Annotated in this window: 13 protein-coding genes; 7 read left to right on the top strand and 6 right to left on the bottom strand. The window is 63.5% G+C overall.

What is annotated here, in order from left to right:
* The first annotated feature begins 33 nt into the window (after positions 1–33).
* The 6 genes from BLT65_RS03585 to BLT65_RS03560 all read left to right on the top strand — a co-directional run bounded on the left by BLT65_RS03585 (position 34) and on the right by BLT65_RS03560 (position 4670).
* On the top strand, positions 34–516 hold the full coding sequence (locus BLT65_RS03585; RefSeq protein ID WP_091774726.1) for a hotdog family protein: 483 nt from the start codon (positions 34–36) through the stop codon (positions 514–516).
* The gene (locus BLT65_RS03580) at positions 513–1238 is read left to right on the top strand and encodes a 3-ketoacyl-ACP reductase FabG2 (protein ID WP_091774724.1); all 726 of its coding nucleotides are present in this window, start codon (positions 513–515) and stop codon (positions 1236–1238) included. Before BLT65_RS03585 ends, BLT65_RS03580 begins: the two co-directional genes overlap by 4 nt.
* The gene (locus BLT65_RS03575; protein WP_091774722.1) at positions 1238–2464 is read left to right on the top strand and encodes a beta-ketoacyl-ACP synthase; all 1227 of its coding nucleotides are present in this window, start codon (positions 1238–1240) and stop codon (positions 2462–2464) included. The genes BLT65_RS03580 and BLT65_RS03575 overlap by 1 nt, the downstream gene beginning before the upstream one ends.
* Positions 2461–3693: a beta-ketoacyl-[acyl-carrier-protein] synthase family protein gene (locus tag BLT65_RS03570; protein ID WP_091774720.1), complete on the top strand. Its 1233-nt coding sequence runs from the start codon at positions 2461–2463 to the stop codon at positions 3691–3693. The genes BLT65_RS03575 and BLT65_RS03570 overlap by 4 nt, the downstream gene beginning before the upstream one ends.
* Positions 3694–3783: 90 nt before the next feature.
* Complete coding sequence (locus tag BLT65_RS03565) at positions 3784–4212, top strand: hypothetical protein (protein ID WP_091774718.1); 429 nt, start codon at positions 3784–3786, stop codon at positions 4210–4212.
* Between the two features lie 26 nt (positions 4213–4238).
* A complete protein-coding gene (locus tag BLT65_RS03560; RefSeq protein WP_091774716.1) occupies positions 4239–4670 on the top strand; it encodes an excinuclease ABC subunit A in 432 nt (143 codons plus the stop codon).
* A gap of 60 nt (positions 4671–4730) precedes the next feature.
* Here the strand turns inward: BLT65_RS03560 and BLT65_RS03555 are convergent, their stop codons facing one another.
* Entirely contained in the window at positions 4731–5483 is a 753-nt protein-coding gene (locus BLT65_RS03555) for a class I SAM-dependent methyltransferase (RefSeq protein ID WP_091774714.1), read from the bottom strand.
* 145 nt (positions 5484–5628) lie between these two features.
* Here BLT65_RS03555 and BLT65_RS03550 point away from each other — a divergent pair, with 145 nt between their 5' ends.
* Positions 5629–6870 (top strand): NAD(P)/FAD-dependent oxidoreductase, encoded by a 1242-nt coding sequence (locus BLT65_RS03550; RefSeq protein ID WP_091774712.1) that lies wholly within the window; start codon positions 5629–5631, stop codon positions 6868–6870.
* Positions 6871–7689: 819 nt separating this feature from the next.
* Here the strand turns inward: BLT65_RS03550 and guaD are convergent.
* The 5 genes from guaD to xdhA form a co-directional block, all read right to left on the bottom strand.
* Entirely contained in the window at positions 7690–9027 is a 1338-nt protein-coding gene (gene guaD, locus BLT65_RS03540; RefSeq protein WP_091774708.1) for a guanine deaminase, read from the bottom strand.
* 37 nt (positions 9028–9064) lie between these two features.
* The gene (locus BLT65_RS03535; RefSeq protein WP_091774706.1) at positions 9065–10105 is read right to left on the bottom strand and encodes an adenosine deaminase; all 1041 of its coding nucleotides are present in this window, start codon (positions 10103–10105) and stop codon (positions 9065–9067) included.
* A 91-nt stretch (positions 10106–10196) separates the two neighbouring features.
* The gene (gene xdhC / locus BLT65_RS03530; protein ID WP_042317200.1) at positions 10197–11207 is read right to left on the bottom strand and encodes a xanthine dehydrogenase accessory protein XdhC; all 1011 of its coding nucleotides are present in this window, start codon (positions 11205–11207) and stop codon (positions 10197–10199) included.
* 100 nt (positions 11208–11307) lie between these two features.
* On the bottom strand, positions 11308–13737 hold the full coding sequence (xdhB, locus tag BLT65_RS03525; RefSeq protein ID WP_091774704.1) for a xanthine dehydrogenase molybdopterin binding subunit: 2430 nt from the start codon (positions 13735–13737) through the stop codon (positions 11308–11310).
* Positions 13734–15269 (bottom strand): xanthine dehydrogenase small subunit, encoded by a 1536-nt coding sequence (gene xdhA / locus BLT65_RS03520; RefSeq protein ID WP_091774951.1) that lies wholly within the window; start codon positions 15267–15269, stop codon positions 13734–13736. Before xdhA ends, xdhB begins: the two co-directional genes overlap by 4 nt.
* Positions 15270–15987: the final 718 nt, after the last annotated feature.

Genomic DNA, 15987 nt, shown 5'->3' with positions numbered 1-15987 from the left:
GGCGCGAACGCACGCAGCAAAAAACATAACGACATGACGGCCACACCTGAGACCAGCGAAGCCTTTCCGCCCATCGACACGATCCTGCCGCATCGCGGCACGATGCTGCTCGTCGATGGCGTGAGCGCATTCGGCGACGAATCACTGACCGCGTACGCAACCGTGCGCGGCGACGCGTGGTACGCGGACGAAAACGGCGCGATGCCCGCGTGGATCGGCATCGAACTGATGGCGCAGGGCGTGGCTGCGCATGTCGCGCTGCTCGCGATGCGTGCGGGTGGCCGCGCGCGTCCCGGCGTGCTGCTCGGCACGCGCAGCTACAAGGCGCACGTGAGCGCGTTTGCGTGTGACGCGCGGCTGACGATCAGCGTGCAGGAAGTGCTGCGCAGCGACGCAGGCCACAGCGCCTACGAATGCACGATCGATCACGACGGCGCGCGTTGCGCGGATGCCGTCATCAAGGTCTTTCAACCGGGCGATTTTCAGACGTTCATCGAAGGGAGTATCAGTTCATGAGCCGGCGAGTTCTGGTTACGGGCGCCAGCCGCGGCATTGGCCGCGCGATTGCATATCAACTGGCAGCGGACGGTTTTGCGGTGTCCGTGCATTGCCGCACGGGCCGCACGGAAGCCGAGGCCGTCACGGCGGGTATATCCGCGCAAGGCGGCTCGGCGCGCGTGCTGCAGTTCGACGTGCGCGAGCGCGCCGTCTGCCGCGAAGTGCTCGAAGCGGATGTCGCTGCGCACGGCCCGTACTACGGCATCGTGTGCAGCGCGGGCGTGACGCGCGACGCGGCCTTTCCCGCGCTCACCGACGAAGACTGGGACGTCGTGATCGAAACGGGTCTCGACGCGTTCTATAACGTGGTGCATCCGCTGACGATGCCAATGGTCCGCGCGAAGAAGGGCGGCCGCATCGTGACGATCGCGTCGGTGTCGGGCGTGATCGGCAACCGTGGGCAGGTCAACTACAGCGCGGCAAAAGCGGGGCTGATCGGCGCGTCGAAGGCGCTCGCCGTCGAACTCGCGTCGCGCAGCATCACGGTCAACTGCGTGGCGCCGGGGCTGATCGAAACAGGCATGCTCGATGACATGCCGCTCGAACACGCGCTGAAGACCGTGCCGATGAACCGTGTCGGTCAACCGGCCGAAGTCGCGGCGGTGGTCAGCTTCCTGATGTCGGATGCGGCCTCGTACGTGACGCGCCAGGTGATCGGCGTCAATGGCGGGATGATCTGATGAAGCGCGTCGTCATTACGGGCATGGGCGGCGTCACGGCGCTCGGCAGCCGCTGGGACGAAATCGAAGCCGCGTTGAAGGCGGGCCGCAACGCGGTGCGGCGCATGCCGGAGTGGGACTACTTCGAGTCGCTGCATACGCGCCTCGCGGCGCCGCTGCCCGCGTTCGCTCAACCCGCTGACTGGCCGCGCAAGAAGACGCGTTCGATGGGCGCGGTGTCGATGTACGCGGTGCGCGCGAGCGAGCTGGCGCTCGCCGACGCGGGCCTCGCGAACGATGAATCGATCAAGGACGGCCGCATGGGCGTCGCGTACGGTTCGTCGTCGGGTTCCGTCGAACCGATCCGCGCATTCGGCACGATGCTCGAAACGGGATCGATGGCCAACGTCACGTCGAACAGCTATGTGCAGATGATGCCGCACACGACAGCCGTCAACGTCAGCCTGTTCTGGGACCTGAAAGGCCGCATCGTGCCGACCTCGTCGGCGTGCGCGTCGGGCAGCCAGGCGATCGGCTACGCGTATGAAGCGATCGCGACGGGCAAGCAGACATTGATGCTCGCGGGCGGCGCGGAAGAATTGTCCGGGCCCGCCGTCGCCGTGTTCGACACGCTGTATGCGACCAGCACGCGCAACGACGAGCCGCATCTGACGCCGCGTCCGTTTGACGCGAAGCGCGACGGTCTCGTGGTCGGCGAGGGCGCGGCCACACTCGTGCTCGAAGAATACGAACATGCGAAGGCGCGCGGCGCGACGATTCATGCGGAGATCGTCGGCTTCGGCTGCAATTCGGACGGCGCGCACATGACGCAGCCGACGGCGGCCACGATGGCGCGCGCGATGCAACTCGCGCTGGAAGACGCGAAGCTCGACGCGAACGCGATTGCGTATGTGAACGCGCATGGCACGTCGACGGATCGCGGCGACATCGCGGAAAGCCAGGCGACGGCGCAGACCTTCGGCGAGCGCATGCCGATTTCCTCGCTGAAGAGCTACGTTGGCCATACGCTCGGCGCATGCGGCGCGCTCGAAGCGTGGTGGACGATCGAGATGATGAAGCGCAACTGGTACGCGCCGACGCTCAATCTCACGGAAGTCGATTCCGCGTGCGCGCCGCTCGATTACATCATGGCCGAAGCGCGCAGCATCGACGCCGACTTTGTGATGAGCAACAACTTCGCGTTTGGCGGCATCAATACGTCGCTGATTTTCAGGCGCATTCGATGAGCCGTAGCCGTTCGCAAGGCTTGCAGCGTGTCGTCGTCACGGGCATGGGCATCGTGTCGTGCATCGGCAATACGCTCGACGACGTGAGCGACGCGTTGCGCGCCGGGTGCAGTGGTATCACGCGCGTCGACGCGTGGCGCGAGCGCGGCTTCGGCACGCAGGTCGCGGGCGTGGCGTCAGTGGCCGGCGAGCCGCCGTTCGAACGCAAGCTCGAACGCTTCATGGGCGACACCGCGCGCTTTGCCTGTCACGCGGCGCGCAAGGCGATCGACGATGCGGGCCTCGACCTCGCGTCGCTGCGCTCGCCTGACGTCGGCGCCGTGATCGGTTCGGGCGTCGGCACGATGTCGGCATACGACGACGCGATGACTATTGCGAATGTGCGCGGCGTCGAAAAAACGCCGCCGTACACGGTGCCGCAGGCGATGAGCAGCACGGCGTCGGCGAATGTTGCGCAGGTATTTGGCATTGAAGGCGTGACGTATTCGCCGTCGTCAGCTTGCACGACGTCGGCGCTCGCGATCGGCCAGGCGATGCAGTTGATTCAGACGGGGCGTCAACAGGTCGTGCTCGCGGGTGGCAGCGAATGCCTGCACGACAACATGACGCTGATGTTCGACGCGATGCATGCGTTGTCGCGCCATTTCAACGACACGCCCGTGCGCGCGTCGCGTCCGTACGATACCGCGCGCGATGGCTTCGTGATCGCGTCGGGCGGCGGCGTGCTCGTGCTCGAAGCGCTCGACCATGCGCTCGCGCGCGGCGCGCGCATCTACGCGGAGGTGACGGGCTTTGGCCACAGCACCGACGGCGCGGGCATGGTGACGCCGCACGCGCAGGGCATCGCCCGCGCGATGCAGGCTGCGCTCGACGAAGCGGGCGTGCGCCCGGACTACGTGAACGCGCACGCGCCATCGACGCCGCTTGGCGACATCGAAGAACTGCGCGCGCTGCAAACGGTGTTCGGTAACGACGTGCCGCCGTTTTCGTCGACGAAGGGTTTGACGGGGCATCCGCTCGGCGCATGCGGCGCGCACGAAGCGATCTACACGCTGCTGATGATGCGTGACGGTTTTATCGCGGGGACGGCGGGCATCGAACATCTCGAACCGCTCGCGCAGTCCATGCCGCTCGTGCAGGCCACGCGCGAAGCGCAGATGAATAGCGCGCTGTCGGTGTCGTTCGGCTTTGGCGGCAGTTGCGCGAGCCTGATGTTCGCAAGGATTTGACCGCCGCCTGTCGGGCTCAATCACAGGCAAGCAGGCAAGCGAAGCAAGCAGCAGTACGCAGAATAAACAACTAAAAGGGAAGTCGAAACAATGAAAACGAAAATCGCACTGGGGTTGGTGGCTGCCGTCGTGCTGACGCAGGCGGGTTGCACGACCAAAATCAAATCGCTGCCGATGCCGGCTGCGGTTCAGACGCAGAACGGGCAAGACGTCGCGCTTTACTTCGGCAACCAGACGCATGCGCCCGTCAAGCAGTCGTACGGCAACAAGGAATTTGCCGTACGCGTGCTGCGCAAGGTGGAGAACAGCCCGGAGGCCAACTGCAGTATCGCGCTGGAAAAGGCGGTGCAGGAACTGCGCGACTATGCGCGCGCGCAGCACGCGAACGCCGTCGTCGACGTCAGGACGCGCTTCCAGCATAACGAATCGGCTTCTTCGACCGAGTTCACCTGCGGCGCGAGCCTGAATGGATCGACGCTCGCGGTGCGCGGCGATGTCGTGATGCTCGAAACGCAATAACAATTCCAACCACGAGGGTCATAACCATGAAGCGTCACCTGATCTGTGCAGTTGCCGTCGCATGCCTCGCCTCGCACGCCTTCGCGCGCGACAGCGTCGAGAGCTATCCCGTCGCCGCCGCGCTCGCGAGCGAGCCGGGCAAAGTCGGCGACGATATCCCGCTGTATTTCGCGGGGCAGAAGCATCCGGGCGTCGTGAAGAGCTACGGCGAGTTCGCAACGAACAAGAAGACCAACGCGTTCGGCAAGAGCGACGAGACGGCGTGCCAGCACGTGTTCCTGTCGGCCGTGATCGAGTTGCAGGATCGCGCGCGCAAGGAAGGCGGCAACGCCGTCATCAACATCAAGAGCAACTACAAGAACGAAGTGCGCGAGAGCGCAACGGAGTTCACCTGCGGTGCGGGCGCGGTGATTGCTGGTGTCGCGTTGAAGGGTGATGTGGTGACGCTGAAGAAGTAACGGTTTTGATGCTTTGGGCGGCTGCAGCGCCAATTTGCTATGCAGCCGCTCGATGTGTCGTCAGTCTGTCTTGATTGCCGCGACGTTGACGAGCGTCTCGCGCCGCTTGCCGGGCTTCGGCGTGTAGATGCGCAGACGTTCGAGCAGGCCGAAGTCCTTGGCGCGGCTCCACCACAAATACGGCAGCGAGACGTTGTGCGCGCCGAATGTGAAGCCTCCGCGACGGATCATGTCGAGGTAACCGTCCGCGCTTTTTTGCACATGCATCGGATGACGGAACAGCAGGCGGATCACCCACGACTTGATGTAGGCATCCGTCGATTCGGCGAACAGCAGCACGCCGCCCGGTTTCAGCACACGGCGGAACTCGGCGAGCGCGCGTTCCTGCTCGACGAGATGATGGAAGGTTTGATGGCAGAACACGATGTCGGCGCTCGCATCGGGCAGCGGCAGGTTTGCGCAGTCGCCGTGCAGTACGTCGATTCCGGTTTCGCGGGTGTCGGCGTGCTGGAGGCAAACTTGCGCGGACTGTTTGGCAAGTGCGAGCGACGGCTCATGAAAATCGATGCCGATGATGTGTTGCGGCTTGAACGCCTGCGCGAGCAGCCGGAACGAAATGCCCTGTCCGCAGCCGACGTCGACGATCACGGGTGCAGCGGGCAGCGGCGTATCGATCAGGCGCTTGAGGTCGTTGATTGCGACGCGCAGCACATGGTGTTCCCACGTATGGGTGCGCAGGAACCAGACGCCGAATGCTGTTTCCGGTACGAAGGGTACGTCGTCCGGCACGTCGTTCGGTACGCGGTCCGTCATGCTGGATGATTCGGTGGACTGCACGTTATTCCCCGGTCGGTGATGGTCTTTAGGTTGTTTTTGATCTCGATGATTGTGCGACATTGTAATCGCTGGTAAGGATGGAAAGCGTTGCGTGCGCAATACGTTATGTGAAGGAAGATCAATGAATATGGATTCGTCGATGAATGCGTCGGTAGACGTGGCCATCATCGGAGCGGGCCCGTCGGGTGCCGTTGCGGCGGCGCTGTTGCGCAAGGCAGGGCATTCCGTGCTCGTGCTCGAGCGCCAGCATTTTCCGCGCTTCTCGATTGGCGAAAGCCTGTTGCCGCAGAGCATGGCTTACCTCGAAGAGGCGGGCATGCTGCAGGCGGTCGTCGAAGCGGGCTTTCAGTACAAGAACGGTGCGCACTTCGTGTATCGCGACCAGTCGTGCGCTTACGACTTTCGCGACAAGCATTCGGATGGCTGGGGCACCACGTACCAGGTCGAGCGTGCGACGTTCGACGATCTGCTGATTCGCTGCGCGGCGAAGCAGGGCGCCGACGTGCGCTTTGGCCACACGGTACACGCGATGAAGACGGGCGATGCGCCCGTGCTGGATGTATCGGACGAAGCGGGCAACGCGTATCAGGTGCATGCGCGTTTCGTGCTCGACGCGAGCGGTTTTGGTCGCGTGCTGCCGCGGCTGCTGAATCTCGAAGCGCCGACGCGCATGCCGACGCGTGCCGCTATTTTTACGCATGTGCGCGATGGTATTCCGGTCGACGCGCACGATCGCAACAAGATTACGGTTGCTGTGCATCCTGAGCATCGGGATGTGTGGTACTGGATGATTCCGTTGGCGAACGGGCGTTCATCGGTGGGATGTGTAGCGGAGGCTGCGTTTCTTGATGTGCCCGAGGCTGAGCGTGAGGCGAAGTTGCGGGCGCTGATTCAGAGTGAGCCGACGCTGAACCGTCTGATTGGCAATGCGCCGTTCTTGATGCCCGTGCGGCATATTGGCGGGTATTCGGCGAATGTCGAACGACTGCATGGGCCTGGGTTTGCATTGCTCGGGAATGCGGGTGAGTTTCTTGATCCGGTGTTTTCGTCGGGCGTGACTATTGCTCTGCGCTCCGCGCATCTCGCTGTTGGGACGCTTGAGCGTCAGTTTGCTGGTGAGAGTGTTGACTGGCAGTCTGCTTTTGATGTGCCGCTGCGCAAGGGGATCGATACGTTTCGTGCTTTCGTCGAGCGCTGGTATACCGGCGAGTTGCAGGACATCATCTTTTATCCCGAACAGACGCCAGGGATTCGGCGCATGATCAGCGCCGTGCTCGCCGGTTATGCGTGGGATGAGACGAATCCTTTTGTTGCGGATCCGGTGCGCAGGTTGAATGCGCTTTTTGAAGTGTGTAAGGGATAGGGTTTGGGGTTGGGTTTAGGCTTGTCTGCGACGCTGGGGTGGTTTGCTGGTTCTGCTGCTGGCATCCGCGTGATGTTATTGGTTTGCTAGCGTTGCCCCTGTGCGGGGCGGCACCTACTTTTCTTTGCCGCCGCAAAGAAAAGTAGGCAAAAGAAAGCGGCTAACACCGCCAGCCCGTGTTCTTATCCACGGGCCCCCAACGTCCCCACACTTCACACGGCAACGTCTCTGTTGGCGTGCGTTGCCAACGCTTTGAATGAACGCCTCACCCGCTTCGAATACCTGTACCCGGGCAAGCGGCAGCGAATGGTATGTGCCGCCCAGGTGGCAAACTGTGTGTAGGTTGTCGCGTCATATAGGGCAGCGCTCTTACGGGGTGGGACGCGTGCGCTATCGGTCCGGAGTGAGGTGCGTGCAGTACTACGGCCTACACACAGTTTGCCACCTGGGCGGCGGTGGACTATCTGGCACGGCATGCTGCGACGCGGGTGTGTGAAGCGGGTGATGCGCTGGCTTGGAGCGTTGGCAACGAACGCGAGCAGGAAGGTTGCCGTGTGAAGTGAGGGACCGGTTGGGGGCCCTCAGGCAGGAAGAAGAGTTGGCGGTGTTAGCCGCTTTCTTTTGCCTACTTTTCTTTGCGGCGGCAAAGAAAAGTAGGTGCCGCCCCGCACAGGGGCGACGCTTGAAGCAGGCTAACAAATCGCGGATGCCAGCGAAAAGGCAAACGTATAAGTACGACGCGTGAAGCACGAAGGCATAGCGCGGATGCCAGCGCAAACCCACGCAACGCGCACCCAAACGCGTCGCAGACAAAAAACCTCAAGCAGCGATCCGCGCACTCCCGGCAACACTTTGCCGGCCATCATCACGCCGATGCACCCGCTGCCCAGCAGCATAAGTCTCAAACACAGCCCGATCATCCCCAAGCAGCGCAAACGCAAACAACAGCTCCTCGAGCGTCTCAGTCCGCTCAGTCCGCCGTGCCAACAACGGCGTAGCCTTAGGATCAAGCACCACAAAATCCGCCTCAGCCCGAGGCCTTAACGTCCCAACCCGATCGGCAAGATCAAGCGCCTCAGCCGCGCCAGCAGTAGCCAGCCAGAACATCCGCGTAGCGGTCAAATGATGCCCACCGAGCCGCGCAACCTTATGCGCTTCATTCATGGTCTGCAGCATCGAGAATGACGTACCGCCACCGACGTCAGTCGCCAGCGCAACAGGCATCCCCGATTCCCCAGCCTTGTCGAAATCAAACAGACCACTGCCGAGAAACAGATTCGACGTCGGGCAATGCGCAGCAACGGCGCGCGTTTCAGCCATGCGTCGACGATCTTCAGCATCGAGATGAATACAGTGCCCATACACAGCCCGCGGCCTCAACAACCCATAGTGATCGTAGATGTCGAGATAACTGCGATGACCAGGAAAAAGACCCGCGACCCACTTCACCTCATCATGATTCTCGGCGACGTGACTCTGAATGAACACATCAGGATGCAGCTTCGCCAGCGCGCCCGTCGCTTCGAGTTGGGCCTCCGTCGAAGTCGGCGCAAAACGCGGCGTCAGCGCGTACATCTGACGTCCCTTGTTGTGCCAGCGTGCAATCAGCTCGGCGCTGTCGTCGTAGCCCGATTGCGCGGTGTCGCGCAGAAACTCGGGGCAGTTGCGATCCATCAGCACCTTGCCGCCGATCATCCGCACATTGCGCCGCTGCGCTTCAATAAACAAAGCATCCGCCGATTGCTTATGCACCGTGCAGTAAACGAGTGCCGTCGTCGTACCACACGCAAGCAACTCGTCGATGAAAAAGCGCGCCGTGTCCTGCGCAACAGCAGCGTCGCTGAAGCCGCGCTCGGTCGGGAACGTGTACGTGTCGAGCCAAGGCAACAGTCCCGGCGCGGGCGACGCAATCATGTCCGTCTGCGGATAATGAATGTGCGTGTCGATGAAACCGGGGACGATCAGCTTGTCGCGCATCTCGACCACCTGCGTAGCGGGCGCGAGCTGCGCAGCGACAGACGCATACGCGCCCGCCGCGACGACATGTCCGTCTTCGACGATCAGAAGGCCGTCTTCGTTGAAGACTGCAGCATTGGACGATTGCGCAGGATCGCCGTTGAACGTCAGCAGTTGCGCGCGATAAGCTGTTTGAGTCATGGTGAAACCGTCTCCGAACTATAAGATCAAGCGGGGATCAAGCAGATGCGCGCCAGTGCGCATCGAGTTTGGCGATCATCGCGTCGCGCTCCGCAGGCGTCACGAACGACGCTTCAAAGCTATTGCGGATGATCGTGTACACCTCGTCGTCGTCGAGCTTGAGGGCGTCGATCGTCGCAAGGTAGTTTTCGTTGACGTAGCCGCCAAAGTAGGCGGGATCGTCGGAATTCACGGTGACGGCGACGCCCTTGTCGAGCAGTGCCTTCAACGTGTGTTTGGTCAGATCGTCGAACACGCACAGCTTCAGGTTCGACAGCGGACACACCGTCAGCGCGACGCGCGTATCGGCCAGCCGCGTGACGAGCGCCGGGTCTTCGATGCTGCGCACGCCATGATCCACACGGTCCACTTTCAGGAGATCGAGCGCTTCGTAGATGTACGACGGCGGGCCTTCTTCGCCCGCGTGCGCGACCAGCTTCAGGCCCTTGTCGCGAGCCTTGGCGAATACGCGCTCGAACTTCGACGGCGGATGGCCGCGCTCCGACGAATCGAGACCGACGCCGATTAGCCGGTGTTTGTACTGGTCGAACAACGGCAGCGCTTCGTCGAAGGTTGAGAGCGCATCTTCTTCGGACAGGTGCCGCAGGAAGCACAGAATCAGCTTGCTCGTGAGGCCGCGCGTTTCCGCTTCGGCCAGCGCACGCTCGATGCCCGCGACCACGGTCGCAATCGGCACGCCACGTTCGGTATGCGTCTGCGGATCGAAGAAGATTTCCGTATGCACGACGTTGTCCGCGAGTGCGCGCTCGACGTAGGCCATCGTCATGTCGTAGAAGTCCTCTTCCTTCAGCAGCACGCTGGCGCCCGCATAGTAGATGTCGAGGAACGACTGCAGATCGGTGAACGCGTACGCAGCGCGCAGCGCGTCGATCGAGTCGTACGCGAGCGTCACGCCGTTGCGTTCGGCAAGCTTGAAGATCAGCTCAGGTTCGAGCGAGCCTTCGATATGAATATGCAGCTCGGCCTTCGGTGCGCCGTTCGTCTTGAGAGCTAGCGGGGAAAGTGTGGTTGTCGTCATGGTCGGTCAATGATTCGGGTTATCGGTTGATTTATTCAACGCCCGATGGCTGGTCGGACGTCCCCCAATGCGTTCGATGCATGTTCGATGTTCAGGCTGTCTGCGCCGCATGTGCCGCATTGGCCTCGACGGCTTGCAGCAGTTGCGCCGCCGCCGAAATCGCGATGATTTCCGGCGACTTGTCGACGATGCCGTCCACGCCGAGCGGACATTTCATCCGCGCAATCGCGGCTGGATCGAAACCCCGTGCCGCAAGCCGGTGCTCGAACTGCTTGCGCTTCGTATGCGAGCCGATCATGCCGAAGAACGCGAAGTCGCCGCGCCGCAGGATGCGCTCGGCGAGATCGAGATCGAGCGCGTGGTTGTGCGTCATCACGATGAAGTACGTGTGCGGCGTGGCCTTGTCGATGGCTTCGTCGGGTGCGTCGTTCGCTTCGATCGTCACGTTCGTCGCGCCCAGTGTGTCGGGTGCAGGGAACTGCGCGTCGCGTTCGTCGACCCAGTGGACGTGGCAGGGCAACGTCGCGAGTACGCGCACGAGCGCGGCGCCCACGTGCCCCGCGCCGAACAGCACGACGGGGAAGTCGCGCGGCGCGATGGTCTCGGTGAGCAGCGCGCTGCTGTCGTCGAAACCCGCGCCGTCCCACAGCAGGCAGTCGGCGCTTTCGACGCCCGGTTCCGGATCGGACAGCATCACCGCATCGGGTGCGGGCCCGAATGATACGCTACGCACCATCGAATGGCCCGCCGCCACGCGCTTGGCCAGCGACGTCACCCAACCCAGGTCGCCGATATCGAGCCGCTCGAACGCGAGCACGACAGCGCCGCCGCAGCATTGGCCAAGACTCGGTCCGAGCGCGAAGCGTTCGAGCCGCCGCATGTTCGGCGCGCGCATGCCGTCGCGCAACACGCGGCGCGCGCTTTCGATCGCTTTCCATTCGAGATGCCCGCCGCCGATCGTATGGCGCGCGGAATCGCGTGTGACGATCATCTTCGTGCCGGCGTCGCGCGGCGCCGAGCCTTCGGCGCGGGCGACGGTCACGAGCACGACGGCGTCGCCGTGCGCGAGCAGTTGCTGCAGATCGGTGAGCCAGGCATGCATCCGGCGGTTCTCCATACGAAGCCGCGCGGGTTGGCCGCGCAGCCGGTTGATCTTCTGTGCGTTGCGGTCGTGTCGCGCGGCACGTTGTGCGTGTGTGTTGCTATGCCGTCGTGCCCGCGCCCGCAGGCTCTTGCGACGTTGGACTGGCCGCTGCGGCGATTGTTGCAACAGGCGTGCTTGCGTTCAGCGCATCGATCGCATCGAGGATGGCTTCGGGCGTCGCGGGCGCGCGCAGCGGTGGCGCGTGCGGTGCATCGGGCGCGGTGGCCGCGACAGCATCGCGGATCGCGAGGAACACCGAGAACGGCAGCAACAGCGGCGGCTCGCCGACGGCCTTCGAGCGGAACACGGTCGGCTCCGCATTCGGGTTGTGGTACAGCTTCACATTGAACGCGGCGGGCGTATCGCTGACGGCGGGAATCTTGTACGTCGACGGCGCGTGCGTCATCAACCGGCCGTCGCGGTTCCACCAGAGTTCTTCCGTCGTGAGCCAGCCCATGCCCTGAATGAACGCGCCTTCCACCTGGCCGAGATCGATGGCGGGATTGATCGACTGGCCGGCGTCGTGCAGCGCGTCGGCGCGTACGAGTTTCCATTCGCCCGTCAACGTATCGATCACGACTTCGGATACCGCCGCGCCATACGCGAAGTAGTAGAACGGATGGCCCGTCAGCGTCTTCGCGTCCCAATGCACTTTCGGCGTCGCATAGAAGCCGTCGGACCACAACTGGATGCGCGCGAGATACGCCGCACCGACCAGTTGCGCAAACGGCATCGCCGCGCCGTTCGCGCGTACTTCGCCGTTTTCGAAGGTCACGTCTTTCGCTTCGCCGCCGAGTTCCTTTGCCGCCAGCACCGCGAGGCGTTCACGGATCGCGTGCGCGGCCGCTTCGGCGGCCTTGCCGTTCAGGTCGCTGCCCGTCGATGCCGCCGTCGCCGATGTGTTTGCCACTTTCGATGTATCGGTGGCCGTCACGCGCACGCGCGAGAGCGGCAGGCCGAATGCGTTCGCGACGACTTGCGCGACTTTCGTATTCAGCCCCTGGCCCATCTCGGTGCCGCCGTGATTCACGAGCGCTGAGCCGTCCTTGTAGACATGCACGAGCGCGCCCGCCTGATTCAGGAACGGCACGTTGAACGAGATGCCGAACTTCACAGGCGTATACGCGATGCCGCGCTTGAGCACGGGGCTCGACGCGTTGAACGCGGCAATCGCTGCGCGCCGGGCTGTGTAGTCGCTCGATTCGATCAGTTCATCCGTCAGCGGCGCGATTACGTTGTCTTCGACGGTCTGGCCGTACGGCGTCACATTGCGGTCTTCGATGCCATAGAAGTTCGCGCGGCGCACGTCGAGGGGATCGCGCTTCAACTCGCGCGCGATGCCGTCCATCATCACTTCCATCACGAGCGCACCCTGCGGGCCGCCGAAGCCGCGAAACGCGGTGTTCGATTGTGTGTTCGTCCTGCACGGTAGCGCGACGATATCGACGTCCGACAGGTAGTACGCGTTGTCGAAGTGGCACACGGCGCGAGTCGCGACGGCGCCCGACAGATCCGCCGAAAACCCCGCCCGCAACGCAATCTCGACGCGCGCGCCGAGAATGCGGCCGTCGTCGTCGAAGCCGGCTTCGTATTCGTAGATCGCGTCGTGACGCTTGCCCGTAATCATGAAGTCGTCGTCGCGATCGGCGCGCAGTTTCACGGGGCGGCGCAACCGGTGCGCCGCCAGCGACGCCGCACACGCAAACAGCGCCGACTGCGACTCCTTGCCGCCGAAGCCGCCGCCCATGCGCCGGCATTCGCACATCACACTATGCGTCGGCCAGCCGAACATATGCGCGACGACGTGCTGCATTTCGCTCGGATGCTGCGTCGAGCTATAGACGAGCATGCCGTCCATTTCCTTTGGCACGGCATACGCGACCTGGCCTTCCAGATAGAACTGCTCCTGGCCGCCGACTTCGAAGGTGCCCACGAGCCGGTGCGGCGCTTGCGCGATCTTCTCCGCGGGCGTACCGCGCTTCAGGTGCAGCGGCGGCAGCACATATTGCTTCTTCGCTTTCGCTTCGGCGGCAGTGAGCACGGCTTCGAGCGGCTCGTAGCGCACGACGTCGTCGCTCTTCGCGAGCGCCGCCGCGCGCCGCGCCAACTCATGGCTCTGTGCGACGACGATGAAGACGGGCTGGCCGAGATACAGCACTTCGCCGTCGGCGAGAATCGGGTCGTCGTGCAGCACGGGGCCGCAGTTGTTTTCACCGGGGATGTCGTCGACGGTCAGCACGGCGACGACGCCGGGCGCCGCGCGCACGGCATCGAGATCGAGCGACACGATGCGCGCATGCGCATGCCGCGACAAACCGAGCGCCGCGTGCAGCGTTTGAGCAAGCTCGGGGATGTCGTCGGTGTAGGTGGCTTCGCCGCTCACGTGCAGCGTCGCCGATTCATGCGGCAGCGGCACGCCGATGGCGGCTTGCGCGTCGTGTGCGGCAAGCGATGCGTGATGCACGAAGGCTTCCGTCTGCTTGTTCATGGCCTCTGCTCCTGCGCGCTCGCGGCTGCATCGAATGCGAACGCGTTGACGTCGCACAGCGCGAGCGGATTGGCGTCGCGTGTTTCCAGATGGAAGCGCCACAGCAGATTGCGCGCGACTTTCAGCCGATAGGCGCTGGTCGCGCGCATGTCGGTGAGCGGCTGATAGTCGGCGGCGAGCGTGTCCATTGCGCGTTGCGTGGTGGCGGCGTCCCACGGCGCGCCTTTGAGCGCGGCCTCGGCGTGCTGCGCGCGCTTAGGCGTCGCGGCCACGCCGCCGAACGCGATGCGCGCATCGGCGATCACGCCATCGGCGATGCGCAGCGCAAACGCGCCGCACACGGCCGAGATGTCCTGGTCGTAGCGCTTCGCGACCTTGTACGTGCGAAAGCGCAAATCCGGCGCGGGACGCGGCACGCGGATCGCCGCGACGAACTCGCCGGGTTCGAGCGCTGTCTTCTGGTAGCCGACGTAGAACGTATCGAGCGGCAGCGTGCGCGTCTTGCGCTCGCGCTGCAGCACGACAAGCGCATTGAGCGCGATCAGCGCCGGCATCGAATCGCCGATGGGCGAGCCGTTCGCGACGTTGCCGCCGAGCGTGCCCGCATTGCGGATCGGCAGCGACGCGAAGCGCGTCCACAGTTCGGCGAGTTCCGGATAGTCGGCTGTCAGCGCGGCATACGCGTCTTCCAGCGACACGGCCGCGCCGATCGTCAGCGTCTGCGCATCGCGTTCGATTGTCTTCAGTTCGGCGACGTTGCCGATATACAGGATGTCGCCGAGATCTCGGAACTGCTTCGTGACCCACAGGCCGACGTCGGTGCTGCCTGCCAGCAGCCGCGCATGCGGATGCTGCGCGCGCAGCGCGGCGAACGCGTCGAGCGTGACGGGGGCGAAGAAAGCTGGCGTGCCGTAGTCGGTGCCGCGCGTGTCGGGCGCGCGGTATTCGAAGGTGTCGTTGCGCTGGATCGATTGCAGTGCCTTGACGACAGCGGCCCGGTCGAGCGCGACGCGCGGATACTGCTGCTCGTCGAACATTTTCTGCGACGCTTCGACGATCGGCCGGTAGCCGGTGCAGCGGCACAGGTTGCCGGAAAGGGCGGTGTTGATTTCGTCGCGTGTCGGCAGGCCGGCGCCCGCGGGCTGGTTCTCGTACAGCGCCCACATCGACATCGCGAAGCCCGGCGTGCAGAACCCGCACTGCGAGCCGTGGCAGTCGACCAGCGCTTCCTGAACCGGGTGCAGGGCGCCGCTCGCGGTGCGCAGGTCTTCGACTGTGAAGAGCGCCTTGCCGTCGAGGGTCGGCAGGAACTGGATGCACGCGTTGACGGCTTTGAGCATCAGTTGCCCGCGCGAGTCCAGTTCACCGACGACGACCGTGCAAGCGCCGCAATCGCCTTCCGCGCAACCTTCCTTGGTGCCCGTGCAGTACAGGTCTTCACGCAGGTGCTGGAGCACGGTGCGCGATGCGGGCGCGCCGCTGATCTCGCGGACGGTCCCCTGGTGATAGAAGCGGATGGTTTGCGTTGTCACGGCGAATCCTGAAGACATTGCGGACCGGGCGCGCGTTACGCATGGGGTCGAGCCGTAGCCGGCCTCGCGCACGTAGATCGCCATCCATGCTCGAACATAACACCACTTTGTCCCAAAAATATTTCCTCGTTCGAATGGGGGTTATTCGGTGGCGGTCATGAGGGAGGCGGGCTTGGTGCGCTTCGAGCGCGCGGATTCCGCGCGGAGCCTTATGGGGCGGTGCTTCGATGTGTACAGGTGTTGATGCCTGACAGGCGGGGGTGTGGCGGTATGCATACAGCGTCGACCTTTGCAGGTAGCCGGGATTTGGTTTTTGCAGCGCAAGATGCTGGTGGATTTTTGGTTTTTTGCTGGCATCCCGCGTTGTGGTGTTTGCTGCGCATGGCGTTTGGTGCTTTTAGCCTTTGCGCCGGCATCCGCGTTTTGCCTTCGTGCTTCAAGCGTCGCCCCTGTGCGGGGCGGCACCTACTTTTCTTTGCCGCCGCAAAGAAAAGTAGGCAAAAGAAAGCGGCTAACACCGCCAACATTTCTTCCTGCCTGAGGGCCCCCAACCGGTCTTACGCTTCACACGGCAATCACGTGACGCAGGTTAGTTGCCAACGCTGTGAATAAACGCCTCACCCACGCCACACACCCGTACACGTGTTAGCGGCAGCGAATGGTATGTGCCGCCCAGGTGGCAAACTGTGTGTAGGTTGTCGCGGCGTATAACTCGGCG

The organism is Paraburkholderia steynii (genome assembly GCF_900100565.1).
GTDB lineage: Bacteria > Pseudomonadota > Gammaproteobacteria > Burkholderiales > Burkholderiaceae > Paraburkholderia > Paraburkholderia terrae.
The sequence above is the reverse complement of the archived record's forward strand: the minus strand, read 5'-3'. Positions and strand labels throughout refer to the sequence as shown.